We start from the raw sequence: 14,268 nt of genomic DNA on the forward strand, positions 1-14,268 counted from the left end.
ATGTATCTTTTTTCGACAAAGTTTTTGTGAAAGTAGACGACGTCCGGCATTAATTCTGGCGAGCTGTGGATTATGAATGTGAAGTTTGCAAAAATTTATTTCCGTTCACGCGCTCATTCTCAACCACGTCAATCAGGAACGCGGTCTTTCAAAAAGATGCCATTTCAAGCTGAACTGCATCGCTGCCCTCGCCGAGTGGTGCGGGCTTTGCGCCGCTTAACGGGCCTGCCCGAAATAAGAGGCGCCGGTGTTTCCACCGGCGCCAGCCTTTTTCCGTGAGTGGTTCCGATCTGGCCAAGGCCAGAACCAGACCGGTTTATGGGCTTTGCAAGGAGGGAGAGGGACAGTCTTGCTGCAAAGCCAGGAAGCACGATCAGTTGCGCTCCTTACAAAAGACAAATGGGAAGAGGATTGGTTCGCCTCATGCCAGAGTGGGACAAAAATTTGCGAAATTGTGCCAATCGGTGCGGCCTTCTTGCAGGCATGGCCATGACATGGGATAGCTTTGAGGATGAAGATATTTTGGCTAGCTTTTCGCGACGCATTATTGCGCTTTTCCACCAAGGGGGGCTTTGTGCGCGCCAGTCACGTCGCCTTGTCGATGATGCTGGCAATCTTTCCCTTCTGTATTCTGGTTCTGTCGGTCGCAGGCATGTTGTCTTCAGCGGGGCTTTCGGCCTCAGATGCCGAATTGGGGGATTTGCTGGATGTGGTGTTTGGGTCTTGGCCGGACGCCATTGCAGAACCGATCGAAAACGAAGTGCGCGCAGTGATGGAAACCAGTGGCGGCTCAACGCTGACCCTTGGCGCTTTGTTGACGATCCTGTTTGCCTCAAACGGATTTGAGGCCGTGCGTTTCGCCATCAGTGCAGCCTATCATGACCGTGATGATCCCCGCCCGATTTGGAAACAACGTCTTTTGGCAATGAGCTTTGCAGTTTGCGGTGCCATTCTGGTGACATTGGCCGGGGTGTTCACCGTGGTGATCCCGATCTATGTGCGCTTTGTTGCAGACGTCGCACCGATCCTGCATCTTGAATCTCTGGCAGGTGATTTTCTGGGTAATGCAGTGACGGCCGGCGTTTTGATTTTTGCATTAGCCGCCTGCCATAAATGGTTACCAGGTGTCCAAAGACCATTTCGGGCTTTGTGGCCGGGGATTATTCTTACCCTCGTTCTATGGGGTATTTGCGCGTACGGGTTTGAATTCTATATCATGACCTTTTCCACGTATTCCGTGACGTATGCAGGTCTTGCCGGAGTTATGTCAGCCTTGGTGTTCATGTATTTGATGGCCGCTATTTTTGTTCTCGGTGCCGAGTACAATGCCAGCCTTGGCGCTATGGCCAAAACACGGCGCAACGGGACATCTGGCTCAGAGTAGAGGCTGAAACAAGCGTGCACAGGGTGCCCCCAAACGGATCCACAGCGGTTGATCGCTTAGATTGTCTTCCAGCAGATGCGACTGCGCAAAGTCGGCCTGCAGCATGGTTGCAACATCCCGTGCCGCCTCGGAGTCAAACATCATCGTTGTTGTTTCAAAGTTCAGTCGGCAAGAGCGCGCATCAAGGTTGAAAGTGCCAACAGACGCGACGGTTTCATCGACCAGCAAAACCTTTTGATGCATGAAACCCTGATCGTACCGCCAGAACTGAACACCCGCGGTGCGCAATTCATCAAAGTAATCAAACGCCGCCAGATAGGTGGCCCAGTGGTCGGCAGAGTCGGGCATCAGGATACGTACATCCAGTCCTTTGAGAGCGGCTACCTTGAGCGCTGTATTAATATCCGAATCCGGTACAAAATATGGTGACGCGATCCAGATCCGTTCCTGTGCCGCCCGGATGGCTGCACAAAAATAAAGGTTGCCGGTTTCCATCTCATCAGCGGGCCCCGAGGCCAACAGCAGCGCATCAATGTTTTGCGACGCGCGCCCGGATTTCCAGTTCAGATCATCCAAAAGGTTTTCTTCAGTCGCCCAATGCCAGTCTTCACAAAAAACCAATTGTAATTGCGACACAATCGGCCCGTGCATCTGACAATGTGTGTCCCGCCAATGGCCGAGCTTTGCATCCCGGCCAAGGTATTCATCACCAATATTATGCCCACCAGAAAACCCAAGCACTCCATCCACGATGACGGTCTTACGATGGTTTCGAAAATTGATCTGGAGACGGTTTGTCGGCCCTCGCAGGGCGTTGGAATCCAGTATTTTGACCCCAGCATCTGTTAACTCGCGAATGTAGCGATTGGGCAGGCGCGAGCTGCCGACAGAATCATATAGAACGCGAACGGTTATGCCGCGTGCAGCAGTCTCGATCAGAAGATCGCGAAACGCACGCCCCAGGGTATCGTCGCGAATGATGTAGAACTGGACCAGCACATAGGATTCTGCCCCGGCTATGGCTTCAAAGATCGCATCAAAAGTCTCATCGCCATCCACCAGCATCTCAACCGAATTACCGGAAAGCACAGGCGCCGCCGCCAGCGCTTCAAAAACCGGATAGCCGACATTGTGTGCATCACCTGCCGGAGGGTAATCCCGCCGGGCATCCGCCATTCCGTCAAGCACCCGAATGGATTTTTGCCGTGCGATGACGTATCCACTAATGCGTTTGTGACCCAGAAAAAGATAACTGATGATCGCCAGATAGGGGGCGGCCAAGAGAAAAACCACCCAAGCGACCGAACCCTGAGGCGTGCGGGAATTGACCACGGCACGATAGGCAAAATAGATTGCCAGCCCTTCAAGAAAGAGCAGGAAAATCACTGAAATACTTGTGAACACGCCGCTGCTCCTTTGCGCCTTTGGCGTTGCCTCATTCGGATGGTAGCCTGACAGGCCGCAAGGTCAAAGCCCTGCTTTCTGGTTTGGCGTTGCGTCAGCGAGAAGGTTCGATATTCTTCGATCAATTCGGCTGCCGGGGAGAAGGCCATGAGCGAAACTATTGCAGCGTTTTTCGACAGGAAAGCAGAGGTTTACAGCGACAATGCCCTATTGTGCGTGCCGCAGAATCCGGACCGTGACTATCATCCAGATGGTTATGAGATCACTTATAGTGAGGCTCGCGATACGATCGAGCGCTGGCAGGAACAGCTGCGTACGGCGGGTTATGGCCATGGGCACCGCATTGCTGTTCTCCTCGCAAACCGCCCCGAGATGTTGCTGCTCAAGATTGCGTTGAATGGACTTGGGATAAGTTGGGTGCCAATCAATCCCGATTACCGTGCTTCAGAAATTGCCTATCTGCTGGAAGACAGCCGTGCAGAATTGATTGTTACCACGCCCACGATGATGACACTGATGCAAGCCGGGCACGATGCGGCGGCCTGTGATGCGCCCATAATTGAAATGGATACGGACTTACCGCGCCTGCCAATGGCGCCGACGGATGCGCCCTTGATTGAAAAAGTCTCGGGAGCGACTGAAGCCAGCCTGATTTACACCTCTGGCACCACGGGGCGGCCCAAGGGGTGTATCCTCAGTCATGACTATGAAATCAGCATGGGGCTCTGGTATGCCAGCCAGGGCGGGCTGATTGACTTCAAAGAAGGACAGGATCGGCTGTATTGTCCGCTCCCACTATTCCATCTGAACGCAGCAGTTCTGGTGCTGTTTTGTATGGTCGAAACCGGGGGGTGCCAGATCATCCCCGAACGGTTTCGCGCCAGTGCCTGGTGGCGGGAATTGTCGGAAACCAAAGCCACCGTCGCGCATTATCTTGGTATCGTCATTCCGGCCTTGATGAATCGTGAGAAAGGCGATTGGGACTATAAAAATAAGGTGCGTTTCGCGGTTGGGGCAGGGGTGGAACCCACGCTTCATGGGCCCTTTGAAGAGCGTTTTGGCTTTCCCTTGATCGAGGTTTGGGGGATGACCGAAATGTGCCGCGTTCTGGCCTGTAATACTGAACCCCGCATGATTGATACCCGTGCGATGGGGCGGCCCAGCAAAGGGCTGGACGTTCAGGTGTGGGATGAAGCCGATCAGGAAGTTCCGCGGGGAACCGCCGGAGAAATGGTCATTCGCCATAGTGCCGAAACCCCACGCCGTGGGGCGTTTTCGGGGTATCTGAACCTGCCGGAGGTCACGGAAGACAGCTGGCGAGGAGGGTGGTTCCACACAGGCGATACGGTGATGATGGATGAAAGTGACATGGTGTTCTTTCTGGATCGCAAAAAGAACATCATTCGCCGGTCTGGTGAAAACATTGCAGCTGCGGAAATTGAGGCGTGTTTACAAGAGCATAGTGAGGTTGAGCGGGTGGCTGTTCTTGCGGTCGAAGACCCTTTGCGCGACGAAGAAGTCATGGCTTGCATCATGGGTAAACCTGACGCTGAACTGGCCGAAAATCTGTTCAACTGGTGCTTTGAAAGGCTGACATATTACAAGGCGCCGGGGTGGATCAGGTTTGTCGACGACATCCCTGTTACGGGCACGCAGAAGATACAAAAACACGCCATGTTTGCCGAGGGCGAAGACCCGACAAACGGTGCTTTTGACTTTCGGGATCGCAAAAAGCGCTCAGGCTGACAGCGAGGCTATTTTCGGCGTTTTGTCTGTTTTGTACAAAGTTTTGAGCAGGTTTGTCCGTTTTGTACAAAACTCAAAAAACCGCCAAATTGGCCAAAAGGAAAGGGGCGCACGACCAGCGCACGCCCCTAAACAATTTGCTAACGCGACCGGCACGCCGGATCAGTCGCGGCGACGACGTCCACCTGTGCGACCGCCGCGACCACGGCCTTCTTCACCGGGTTTGGCAGGTACTTTGTTAAAGCGAATCCAGTTGGCGCCACCTTCGTCATTGTTGGTCAGGAAGTTGGCGGCACGAATGGCCTCCATTTCCTTGCCGGGGCGCGGCTTGGTCGATCCCATGCCAAACATGATCGCAAAGGCTTCGTCGTCCATGCCTTCTGGGATGATGATTCCAGCGGCTTCGACTTCGGCCTTTTTCTCTGCCAGTTTCTTTGGACCAACGGGCAGGGCGACCGGGTTCATAATTGCCGAGGTCATACCAGTGGCCATCGCCATCGGCAGGAAGGCGTTGTTGATGCCGTGACGGTTGGGCAGACCAAATGAAATGTTCGATGCACCACACGTGGTGTTCACACCCAGTTCGTGACGCAGACGGTGGTTCAGTTCAAAAACCTGAAGACCGGCTGTGCCCATCGCGCCCACAGGCATCACCAGTGGGTCAACCACGATGTCATGGGCCGGAATGCCAAAGTCAGCGGCGCGCTCGACAATTTTCTTGGCGACGGCAAAGCGCACTTCGGGATCTTCGGAAATACCAGTGTCGTCGTTGGAAATCGCCACAACAGGCACGTTGTATTTTTTGACCAGAGGCAGAACCATTTCGAGGCGTTCTTCTTCGCCGGTGACTGAGTTCAGCAAAGGCCGACCTTCGGCGGCTTCCAGACCAGCAATCAACGCACCGGGAACGGAAGAGTCGATACAAATCGGACAATCAGTCACGGCCTGAACCGTTTTCACCAACTGACGCATCAAGTCAGGCTCAACAAAGTTGTTGTCGGCGTAGCGGGGATCTTCGGCCATTTTGTTTGAGAACACAGCGCCCGAGTTGATGTCGAGAACTGTTGCGCCTGCGGCAACCTGGGCCAGCGCGTCAGCTTCAACACGGCTGAAGTCACCGGCTTCCAACTCGGCGTTCAGGATTTTGCGGCCCGTTGGGTTGATGCGTTCACCAATCACGGTAAACGGTTGATCAAAGCCCATGATCGTGGTTTTTGTTTTTGATTCAATGACGGTACGGGTCATAGTTAATCCTTAGGCGTTGGCGGGCACAGTGGATGCGCCGCCGTTTTCAATGGCCCAGTTGGCATTGGTTTTAATGCCACCAAGCGGGAAGAAGTGAACTTTTTCGATGTTGAAATCCGGGTTCGCAGCCTTGTGCGCGGCAAGCTCAGAAATCACATCGTTCGGGGTGTAGGGCAACAACAGCTTGGACACATCCATCGCACGCTTTTGCAAGACTTTGAGCGAAGGACCAACACCACATGCAATCGCGAATTTGATGAGGGTCTGCAACTTGGCAGGGCCCGCGATGCCGATATGAACCGGAATATCGATGCCGGCTTCTTTCAGGCTATTGGCCCAGTCGATGATCGGGCCAGCCTCAAACGCGAATTGTGTGGCCAAGGCCATTTTGGCGTCGGTGGTTTCCGAGAATTTTTGCTTCCAACGCAGAGCGTCGTCAACATTTTTACTGCCGCCCTTGGGATCGATGTCTTTATTGCCTTCCGGGTGGCCAGCGACGTGCAGGTGGGTATAGCCCGCCTTGTCAAATGCGCCGGATTCCAAAAGCTGCATAGAACAATGATAGGCACCGTGCGGTTTGTCGACGCCACCAGCAAGAAGCAACGCCTCTTTCACGTCGGCTTCGCCCTGGTACATGGCGATCCAGTTTTCCAGCGTCGCCTGATCCCTGATGATGCGGGCGGGGAAGTGCGGCATCACCGGATAGCCGTCTTCATTCAGGCGCTTGGCTGTGGCGACCATCTCTTCGATGGGGGTGCCTTCAATGTGGGCGATGTAGACCCGCGTGCCCTGGGGCAACAAGGCGCGAAAATCTTCGACCTTGGCCGCAGTGCGGGGCATGACTTCGATCGAATAGCCTTGCAAGAAGGCTTCGACCTCGGGGGACACAGTTTTCACGGCGTCCGACTTTTTCTTGAAACTCAACAACGCCATTGCGTTCTCCCAAAGCGATTTGCCACTCATGCGCGGCCTTCGTTAGCAATCAGGGCTTTCAGTCGGTCCTGATCAAATTCGGCTTCGAGACGGGCAGCTTCTGCCTCAACAATCTCAGCCGCTTCACCTTCAACCGAATAGGGATCAGCTTTGCGCCATTCTGCCAGATAGGCATCGGCATCTTTGGCGCCAATTTTCATGGCGGCGCGATCGATCGCTTGTTCAAACCGCTCAGCGAGCTGTTTTTTTGAGCCGCGGCGACCTTTGCCCACGATAACTTGGGCAGGGATGTCGCGCCAGTAAACGATAGTGACGTCAGGCATGATCTGATTCCTTGGTTTCAGTGTCCACATTCCTAGATCAGCCGTTGTACGCCATGGTGCACGTTTTCGACAGAACGGCAGCATTCAGCGACCAAATCCTGTCTAGCCGGGGTCAAAGCGCCTTTCACCCGAAAATTCCTAATGATCTTGATGAGCCACAGCAGGGATTGCGCGCCTGTGTGCAAGTCACTAGGTTGAGAGTAACTCGAAATGGAGGCGCAACTAATGGCGCCCAAGCGTCCCAAAGGTGCGGGCGCGTTCCCTAAAGCGGTTGAAACCCCCGCGCCGAAATCGCCTGATCCGAGCGAGCTTTATGCCGCGTTGGATTTGGGCACGAACAGCTGTCGCATGCTGATTGCCCAACCAAAGGGCAGTCAGTTTCATGTGGTGGACAGTTTTTCAAAGTCTGTGCAGCTTGGTGCAGGTTTGGAAAGCACTGGTCGTTTGTCGCATGGCTCTATGCGGCGGACCATTCAGGCATTGCGTATTTGCCAGCAGAAACTCAAACGGCACCGGGTGCGTCATATGCGTCTGGTGGCGACAGAAGCCTGCCGCCGCGCCCACAACTCACGCGACTTTATCCGTCAGGTCGAACGCGAAGCCGGGTTGACGCTGGATATCATTGAACCCGAAGAAGAAGCACGGTTGGCCGTGATTTCCTGCGCGCCACTGGTCAGTACCAAGACCGAACAATTGCTGGTCGTCGATATTGGGGGGGGGTCGACCGAACTGGTCTGGATTGACCTTGCCAATGTGCCAAAACGAGATCGTCCAAAAGCGATCATGCGGTTGCATTCTGGATTTAAGAACGCAGAAAATCCGTTTCCGGCAGCCAAGGTTGTGGATTGGATTTCGGTACCGTTGGGCGTGGCAACCCTGCGCGACCAGTTTTCTGACGTTGAGGACGACGCCGCGAGATTTGCTTTGATGAGCTGGTTTTTTGAGGAAAATCTGACCGAGTTTGCGCCTTACAAAGACGCGCCCCCCAGTGAAGGGTTCCAGATCATCGGGACAAGCGGCACTGTGACGACGGTCGCGGCCAGCCATCTGGGATTGCGCCGGTACGACCGAACCAAAGTGGACGGGTTGCGGATGACGTCGGGTCAGATCGATAAGGTGATCCACGGGTATCTGGCTCTTGGACCACTTGGGCGGCGTCGCGATCCGCGCATCGGGCAGGACAGGCAAGCGTTGATCATGTCGGGTTCGGCCATTTTGCAGGCCTTGTTGCGCTGCTGGCCAACAAACCGGTTGTCAGTTGCGGATCGCGGTCTGCGAGAAGGTTTGTTATACGCACAAATGAGCGCCGACGGCGTATTAGAAGATGGACCGTTTTAAGGCGGAATAGATCATGGCAAAGACACCCACAGGTAAAAACACATCCGGACGCGGACAGCGCGATCTGACGGTCAAAGTGAAAACGGCGCGAGGACGTACGCTCAGCTCAACCCGTTGGTTGCAGCGACAGTTGAACGATCCGTATGTGAAACGTGCGCAGGCCGAAGGGTATCGCGGGCGTGCGGCGTTCAAGATCATGGAGCTGGACGACAAATACCGGTTTCTGGTCAATGGCGCGCGGATCGTGGACCTTGGCTGTGCGCCGGGGGGGTGGTGTCAGGTCGCTGTTAAACGGGTGAATGCGTTGGGTGAAAAGCCGGGCAAAAAGGTCGGTACAATTCTGGGTATCGATTTACAGGAAGTTGACCCAATCCCCGGCTGTGTCTTCCACCAGCTGGATTTTATGGACGAAGGCGCGGATGACAAGGTCAAGGAATGGCTGGGCGGTAAGGCTGATGTTGTGATGTCGGACATGGCAGCATCCAGTTCGGGCCACAAGCAAACCGACCACCTGCGCATTATTTCCTTGTGCGAGGCCGCAGCCTATTTCGCCTTTGATGTGTTGGAAGAGGGTGGCACCTTTGTGGCCAAGGTTCTGGCCGGTGGCGCCGAAGGAGATTTGCAAAAACTCCTGAAGCAGAAATTCACCAAAGTTTTCAATATGAAGCCGCCATCCAGCCGTTCGGACAGTTCGGAGAAATTTGTGGTGGCGATGGGTTTCCGCGGCTAGTTCTTAGGATGCACGACGCAGCGAGTTGCAAGCCATTGCGCGAAACTTTTCCTGTGCCGATAAAACACGGGTTTTCTGAAGAAACTCTGCCGGTCGTTGTTGCGTAAGATTGCCCTGACGGATCAGTTCAAATAACCGGTTGTGGCGCGTGGCAGCGTTGGAATTGGCCATGACTTGTGGCAAGGGTCGCATTAGGTTCTCCAAGTGATATCATCACACGAGCAGGTGCGATCAAAACGCTTGATGACGGATTAATGCGGCCGGATTTTCACCGATTTCCGGCGGTTTTAAGGTATTTCGCCACAATTCGGCTGTTAGGGAGTTTTCGAAAACACCCGCATGGCAGCGCTTTTCAAGAAAGTCTGAACAAACGCTCAAATAGTCGTTTTCAGGGGTCGGCAAAGGGGTCTGGAACGGATAACGTGCTTTCAAAGAGTCGCGCAGTCGCGCGCAAATATACTCGGAGGACACATGCGTTTTCATTCACCGGCGTCATTTGAGGACGCTGCCAATATTGCCGCTTCGGCAACTGGAGTAACCCGGTTTTTGGCCGGAGGAACAGATGTTTTGGTGCAATTGCGTGCCGATATTGTTGAGCCCGACGACCTGATCGACGTCAAACAAATTGCCGGCGTAAAGGACATCACGCGGCGCAGCGATGGCGGCTGGGATTTGGGTGTCGCGGTGGCCGGTGCAGAAATGACCGAACACGCCGCCCTGATGGCGGACTGGCCGGGATTGGTCGAAGGCATGGGCCTGATTGGGTCAACTCAGGTACAGGGACGCGCCACACTTGTAGGTAACTTGTGCAATGCGTCCCCTGCGGGTGATGCGTCTCCTGGGATGATGGCGGCTGGTGTGACTGTGACAGTCACAGGGCCGAACGGGACCCGCGAAGTGGCCGTGGAAGATGTGCCAACAGCGCCGGGGCGCACCAGCCTTGAAAAGGGTGAGGTTGTCAGCGCGGTGCATATTCCGGCACGTGGTGCCAATGGCGGAGACGCCTATTTGCGATTTATTCCGCGCACCGAGATGGATATCGCGGTTGTGGGCTGTGGGGTAAACCTGCGTCTTGATGGGGATATCGTCACTGAGGCCCGTGTGGCGCTAGGGGCGGTGGCACCGACTGCGCGTCTGGTTCAGGACGCGGCAGATGCCATTATCGGCACGACACTGGATGATGCGGCATTGGACGCGCTGGCCGCAGCAGCCGAAGCGGCCTGTATGCCGATTGATGACAAACGCGGCACCATTGAGTTCCGTACAGATGTGGCCGGTGTTCTGGCCAAACGCGCTGCAAAAATCGCTTATGCGCGCGCCAAGGGAGACACAAAATGAGCAAGGTTCATGTGACCACCACCGTAAACGGTGACCAAGCCGAGTTCCTGTGTGAACCGCGCGAAACCCTGTTGGATTGTCTGCGTGACAAGCTGCATCTGACCGGCTCTAAAGAGGGTTGCGGCACAGGCGATTGCGGTGCCTGCAGTGTGACAGTGGACGATCGTCTGGTGTGTTCCTGTCTGATGCTTGGCGTTGAAGCCGAGGGCAAAGAGATCAAAACCATCGAAGGCATGGCAGATGGTGAAAACCTGCGCCCGTTGCAAGCCAAGTTCATTGAACATGCTGCATTGCAGTGCGGGGTTTGCACACCCGGCATTCTGGTGGCCTCTGAGGCGCTTTTGAAAAAGAACCCTGATCCCACCGAGGAAGAGTTGCGCTATTGGCTGGCGGGCAATCTTTGCCGTTGCACCGGCTATGATAAAATCATTCGCGCCGTTATGGATGCGGCGGCTGAAATGCGGGAGACTTCGTAATGGCTTTGGACAATAAAAACAATGAATTCAAAGTGATCGGATCCACTCCTAATCGACCCGACGGATTGGACAAGGTCACGGGCCGCGCACGTTTCGGAGCCGATATTTCGGTCCCCGGCATGCTGCATGGTGCGGTTGTCCGCAGCCCGCACGCGCATGCAAAAATCGTCAAGATTGATGCGTCAAAAGCCTTGGCCATGAAAGGCGTCAAGGCGGTCATTACCCGCGCTGATTTTCCAGAGGGCCTTGAGGGTGAAGACTGGAATCTGCAAGAAAATGCAATGGCCGGTGAAAAGGCGCTGTATGACGGGCATGCGGTGGCCGCTGTGGCGGCAACCAGCCCCTTGGCCGCCCGTGATGCGGCCAAGCTGATCGAGGTCGAATATGAGGTTCTGCTGCATGTGACCGACGTTGATGAGGCGATGAAAGACGGCGCCCCGGCCATTCGTGAAGGCGCGGCAGATTATTCGGTGCCAGAAGGACTGCACCCGAATGTGGTGCGTTTCTTTGACACCGGCATGGGCGATCTCGACAAGGGATTTGCCGAAGCCGATCTGGTGGTAGAGCGCAGTTATACCACTGAGGCCGCGCATCAGGGCTATATCGAGCCCCACGCCTGTTTGGGGCAGATGGGCGCCGACGGGCGCGGAGAGTTGTGGTGCTGCACACAGGGCCATTGGTTCATTCGGCGCATGTCGACGGCTGTTCTGGGAGTCGAAACCACCAATATCCGCGTTACGCCATCAGAGATCGGCGGCGGCTTTGGAGGCAAGACCACCATCACAATCGAACCACTGTCGCTGGCGTTGTCGCGCAAAGCAGGCGGAGCCCCGGTGAAAATGGTGATGAACCGCGGAGAAGTGTTGCGGGCAACCGGACCAACTTCGTCGGCATCGATGGATATCAAAATGGGCATGACCAAGGACGGCAAAATCACCGCCGCTCATGGAACGTTCCGCATGCAGGGCGGGGCCTTTCCGGGCGCGCCGGTGGATGTCACCACCATGCTGGCCTTTGCCAACTACACCATCGAAAACGTGCACCACATTGGCTATGACGTTATCACCAACCGCCCCAAACAGGCCGCATATCGCGCGCCGGGTGCGCCGATGGCAGCATTTGCAGTTGAAAGCACCGTGGATGAGATGTGCCGCACGCTGGGTCTTGATCCCATTGAAACCCGTCTGAAAAACGCATCCCGAGATGGCACGCGCTCAACTTTTGGTCCCAAGTTTGGCCCCGTAGGTCTGGTCGAGAGTCTTGAAGCGGCGCGTGATCACGCGAACTACAAGATGCCACTTGGTCCCAATCAGGGTCGCGGTGTGGCGTCAGGGTACTGGATGAACTGGGGCGGGGAAACATCTGCGTCAGTCGCCATGTCCGAAGACGGCACGGTGACCGTATCTGTGGGCACGCCGGACATTGGTGGCTCCCGCGCATCCATGGCGCTGATGGCAGCAGAAGCCTTTGGAATTGCCTATGAAAACGTCCGTGTGAACATCTCGGATACGGGTGCTTTGGGCGTGAATGAGCCAACCCACGGCAGCCGCGCAACGTATGCCAGCGGTCTGGCCACCATCAAGGCTGCCGAAGAATGCATCACAAAAATGTGCAAACGGGCGGCTGACAAATGGGGCATTGATGCGGATGCGGTGATTTGGGAAGACGGAAGCGCCAAGCCTTCGGGCCCCAATGCAGGCGAGTTTGATCCCCTGAGCATCGGCGAGATTTGCGCGGAAATGGGTGAGACAGGAGGCCCGATTTCGGGGCACTACGAAGGCTCACCCACAGGGTTTTCCGGCAGCTTTGGCACCCACGTCGTGGATGTTGAGATTGACCCCGAGACCGGCCACACCACCGTGTTGCGCTATCTTGTGGTGCAGGATGCGGGCAAGGCGATCCATCCGGCCTATGTTGAAGGTCAATTCCAGGGCGGCGCCGCGCAAGGCATCGGCTGGGCGCTGAACGAAGAATACATCTATGGCGAGGACGGGCGACTGCAAAACCCGGTCTTCCTGGACTATCGTATTCCTGTGGCCTCGGACCTGCCGATGATCGACACGGTGATTGTCGAAGTGCCAAACCCCGGCCACCCATATGGTGTGCGCGGGGTAGGTGAGACAGGTATCACGCCGCCATTGCCGGCCTTGGCCAATGCCATTGCGGATGCCACGGGCCTGCGCATGCGTGGCCTGCCAATGACACCACCCAAAATTCTGGCCGCTCTTAAGGCGCAGAAAAATGGTTGAGATCAATCTCTGGTCCGGGCTGCGCCGCTTTGCGGACGGCAAGGACAAGGTTGAGGTCAGCGGAAAAACGGTCGGCGAGATCCTTGATGATCTCGTCGCCAGATACCCCGGCATGGCCCCCGTCATTAAGGCGGGGGTGTCCATTTCCGTGGACGGCGAGATTATCCCCACAGGCCGCAGAGAACCAGTTAAAGAAGACAGTGAAGTCTTTCTTTTACAACGCCTTAAGGGCGGGTAGTTAAAGTACGCGATCTATTTTTTACCAATCAGTTCCATTGAGATGTTGCGACCAAAAAGCCGCTCGGCATTTTTGTAGGCAATCTTTTCGGCAACCTCGCGGGGCAACAAGGACAACCACTGGCGATTAGATGAAATGATCGCATCATAATTATCCCATTGGCTGTTCACCCAAGTGTCACTGCCGACCATCAGACGATCCTGAAACGCCATAATGATCCGCTTCCATTCTGGATCAAGCGATTGGCCTTCGCCCAGAATGGCGTGTTCCCGTAAGGACGTGTCCGCCACCAAATTGGGGTGATCCTTCATCACTTGATACACGGTGCGCGCGCTTTGCCCCAATCCGGCGTGTGCCCAAATAATCTTGACCTCTGGGTCCAGTTGATAAAGCCAGCGAATTGGATCTGGCCCGGAATGAACGTGCAAAAAGATATCACGTTCATTGGCCATTCTGATCACCGACCGAAACAGGGCTTCGTCCGAATAGTCCAGGCTGTGAATGTGAAATTCACCAATTCCTTCATGGGGATACTCTAACAGGCGCTGCAAAAGATAGGCATCCATACCCGGAGATTTGGCCCAATTGGATGAGCCTGCATCCCCGTGATAGGGGCGAAGTTCTGGCACAATCCGATTGGGCGCATATTCCCAGAGCATGATCGTGCCTTCATCCGGCGTAGACGAAACCAATCCCATCGCAACGCCGTTGCTGTCCATCAGTTCAATAATGCTCTCAACCGGGTAGGGCCCCCATGCGGGTTCTTTGTAATGTCTGACGTCAGCGCTTATGGGTCCAAATAGGGTGATTTGATAAGGGAGTGTTTCTGGCTCATCGTAACCACCAAGGAGTGGGACATGAGAC

The 14,268-nt window shown here is 55.2% G+C and carries 15 protein-coding genes and 1 pseudogene; 9 read left to right on the forward strand and 7 right to left on the reverse strand.

Annotated elements, in window-relative coordinates; genetic code table 11:
• Positions 1–82 precede the first annotated feature (82 nt).
• Together BUC32_RS21300 and BUC32_RS16735 are read left to right on the forward strand one after the other, a co-directional pair.
• A pseudogene (locus tag BUC32_RS21300) lies at positions 83–220 on the forward strand (IS6 family transposase); the annotation flags it as partial.
• A gap of 291 nt (positions 221–511) precedes the next feature.
• Positions 512–1,384, forward strand: a complete 873-nt coding sequence (locus tag BUC32_RS16735; RefSeq protein WP_083599379.1) for a YihY/virulence factor BrkB family protein — start codon at positions 512–514, stop codon at positions 1,382–1,384.
• Here the strand turns inward: BUC32_RS16735 and cls are convergent.
• Entirely contained in the window at positions 1,376–2,788 is a 1,413-nt protein-coding gene (gene cls, locus BUC32_RS16740) for a cardiolipin synthase (protein WP_073255571.1), read from the reverse strand. The genes BUC32_RS16735 and cls overlap by 9 nt on opposite strands.
• A 147-nt stretch (positions 2,789–2,935) precedes the next feature.
• Between cls and BUC32_RS16745 the strand changes: the two genes are divergently transcribed.
• A complete protein-coding gene (locus tag BUC32_RS16745; protein WP_073255574.1) occupies positions 2,936–4,534 on the forward strand; it encodes an AMP-binding protein in 1,599 nt (532 codons plus the stop codon).
• Positions 4,535–4,696: 162 nt separating this feature from the next.
• On the opposite strand, the gene BUC32_RS16750 is transcribed toward BUC32_RS16745, so the two are convergent.
• The 3 genes from BUC32_RS16750 to BUC32_RS16760 are packed head-to-tail and all read right to left on the reverse strand — an operon-like array spanning position 4,697 to position 7,035.
• The gene (locus BUC32_RS16750) at positions 4,697–5,779 is read right to left on the reverse strand and encodes a methyltetrahydrofolate cobalamin methyltransferase (RefSeq protein ID WP_073255577.1); all 1,083 of its coding nucleotides are present in this window, start codon (positions 5,777–5,779) and stop codon (positions 4,697–4,699) included.
• Between the two features lie 9 nt (positions 5,780–5,788).
• Entirely contained in the window at positions 5,789–6,712 is a 924-nt protein-coding gene (locus BUC32_RS16755) for a methylenetetrahydrofolate reductase (RefSeq protein WP_073255619.1), read from the reverse strand.
• A 26-nt stretch (positions 6,713–6,738) separates the two neighbouring features.
• Complete coding sequence (locus tag BUC32_RS16760) at positions 6,739–7,035, reverse strand: virulence factor (protein WP_073255580.1); 297 nt, start codon at positions 7,033–7,035, stop codon at positions 6,739–6,741.
• Between the two features lie 225 nt (positions 7,036–7,260).
• Between BUC32_RS16760 and BUC32_RS16765 the strand changes: the two genes are divergently transcribed.
• Positions 7,261–8,373, forward strand: a complete 1,113-nt coding sequence (locus BUC32_RS16765) for a Ppx/GppA phosphatase family protein (protein ID WP_073255622.1) — start codon at positions 7,261–7,263, stop codon at positions 8,371–8,373.
• 13 nt (positions 8,374–8,386) lie between these two features.
• A complete protein-coding gene (locus BUC32_RS16770; RefSeq protein ID WP_073255583.1) occupies positions 8,387–9,103 on the forward strand; it encodes an RlmE family RNA methyltransferase in 717 nt (238 codons plus the stop codon).
• A 3-nt stretch (positions 9,104–9,106) separates the two neighbouring features.
• On the opposite strand, the gene BUC32_RS20450 is transcribed toward BUC32_RS16770, so the two are convergent.
• Both BUC32_RS20450 and BUC32_RS16775 read right to left on the reverse strand, forming a co-directional pair.
• Entirely contained in the window at positions 9,107–9,295 is a 189-nt protein-coding gene (locus BUC32_RS20450; protein ID WP_139280762.1) for a hypothetical protein, read from the reverse strand.
• Between the two features lie 39 nt (positions 9,296–9,334).
• Positions 9,335–9,586 carry a hypothetical protein gene (locus tag BUC32_RS16775; protein ID WP_139280763.1) on the reverse strand — a complete coding sequence of 84 codons (252 nt, stop codon included), beginning with the start codon at positions 9,584–9,586 and terminating at the stop codon, positions 9,335–9,337.
• Here BUC32_RS16775 and BUC32_RS16780 point away from each other — a divergent pair.
• The 4 genes from BUC32_RS16780 to BUC32_RS16795 are packed head-to-tail and all read left to right on the forward strand — an operon-like array spanning position 9,575 to position 13,404.
• The gene (locus tag BUC32_RS16780) at positions 9,575–10,441 is read left to right on the forward strand and encodes an FAD binding domain-containing protein (protein WP_073255589.1); all 867 of its coding nucleotides are present in this window, start codon (positions 9,575–9,577) and stop codon (positions 10,439–10,441) included. The two genes, BUC32_RS16775 and BUC32_RS16780, sit on opposite strands and share 12 nt — an antisense overlap.
• A complete protein-coding gene (locus BUC32_RS16785; RefSeq protein ID WP_073255592.1) occupies positions 10,438–10,917 on the forward strand; it encodes a (2Fe-2S)-binding protein in 480 nt (159 codons plus the stop codon). The genes BUC32_RS16780 and BUC32_RS16785 overlap by 4 nt, the downstream gene beginning before the upstream one ends.
• Complete coding sequence (locus BUC32_RS16790) at positions 10,917–13,166, forward strand: xanthine dehydrogenase family protein molybdopterin-binding subunit (RefSeq protein ID WP_073255595.1); 2,250 nt, start codon at positions 10,917–10,919, stop codon at positions 13,164–13,166. The genes BUC32_RS16785 and BUC32_RS16790 overlap by 1 nt, the downstream gene beginning before the upstream one ends.
• Positions 13,159–13,404, forward strand: coding sequence for a MoaD/ThiS family protein (locus BUC32_RS16795; protein WP_073255598.1), 246 nt, complete (start codon positions 13,159–13,161; stop codon positions 13,402–13,404). The genes BUC32_RS16790 and BUC32_RS16795 overlap by 8 nt, the downstream gene beginning before the upstream one ends.
• A gap of 14 nt (positions 13,405–13,418) precedes the next feature.
• Here BUC32_RS16795 and BUC32_RS16800 read toward each other — a convergent pair.
• On the reverse strand, positions 13,419–14,268 hold an 850-nt coding region (locus tag BUC32_RS16800), incomplete at its 5' end, for an amidohydrolase family protein (protein WP_139280764.1).

The sequence above is a fragment of the Shimia gijangensis genome, from assembly GCF_900142085.1.
GTDB classification, from domain to species: Bacteria; Pseudomonadota; Alphaproteobacteria; order Rhodobacterales; family Rhodobacteraceae; genus Shimia; species Shimia gijangensis.

Excerpts from the sequence above, each read along its gene's own strand:
- BUC32_RS16765 (WP_073255622.1), top strand. The coding sequence starts at position 7,261 with ATGGCGCCCAAGCGTCCCAAAGGTGCGGGCGCGTTCCCTAAAGCGGTT.
- BUC32_RS16760 (WP_073255580.1), bottom strand. The coding sequence starts at position 7,035 with ATGCCTGACGTCACTATCGTTTACTGGCGCGACATCCCTGCCCAAGTT.
- BUC32_RS16750 (WP_073255577.1), bottom strand. The coding sequence starts at position 5,779 with ATGACCCGTACCGTCATTGAATCAAAAACAAAAACCACGATCATGGGC.
- BUC32_RS16735 (WP_083599379.1), top strand. The coding sequence starts at position 512 with ATGAAGATATTTTGGCTAGCTTTTCGCGACGCATTATTGCGCTTTTCC.
- BUC32_RS16795 (WP_073255598.1), top strand. The coding sequence starts at position 13,159 with ATGGTTGAGATCAATCTCTGGTCCGGGCTGCGCCGCTTTGCGGACGGC.
- BUC32_RS16770 (WP_073255583.1), top strand. The coding sequence starts at position 8,387 with ATGGCAAAGACACCCACAGGTAAAAACACATCCGGACGCGGACAGCGC.
- BUC32_RS16790 (WP_073255595.1), top strand. The coding sequence starts at position 10,917 with ATGGCTTTGGACAATAAAAACAATGAATTCAAAGTGATCGGATCCACT.
- BUC32_RS16745 (WP_073255574.1), top strand. The coding sequence starts at position 2,936 with ATGAGCGAAACTATTGCAGCGTTTTTCGACAGGAAAGCAGAGGTTTAC.
- BUC32_RS16785 (WP_073255592.1), top strand. The coding sequence starts at position 10,438 with ATGAGCAAGGTTCATGTGACCACCACCGTAAACGGTGACCAAGCCGAG.
- BUC32_RS16775 (WP_139280763.1), bottom strand. The coding sequence starts at position 9,586 with ATGAAAACGCATGTGTCCTCCGAGTATATTTGCGCGCGACTGCGCGAC.
- BUC32_RS20450 (WP_139280762.1), bottom strand. The coding sequence starts at position 9,295 with ATGCGACCCTTGCCACAAGTCATGGCCAATTCCAACGCTGCCACGCGC.
- BUC32_RS16755 (WP_073255619.1), bottom strand. The coding sequence starts at position 6,712 with ATGGCGTTGTTGAGTTTCAAGAAAAAGTCGGACGCCGTGAAAACTGTG.
- BUC32_RS16780 (WP_073255589.1), top strand. The coding sequence starts at position 9,575 with ATGCGTTTTCATTCACCGGCGTCATTTGAGGACGCTGCCAATATTGCC.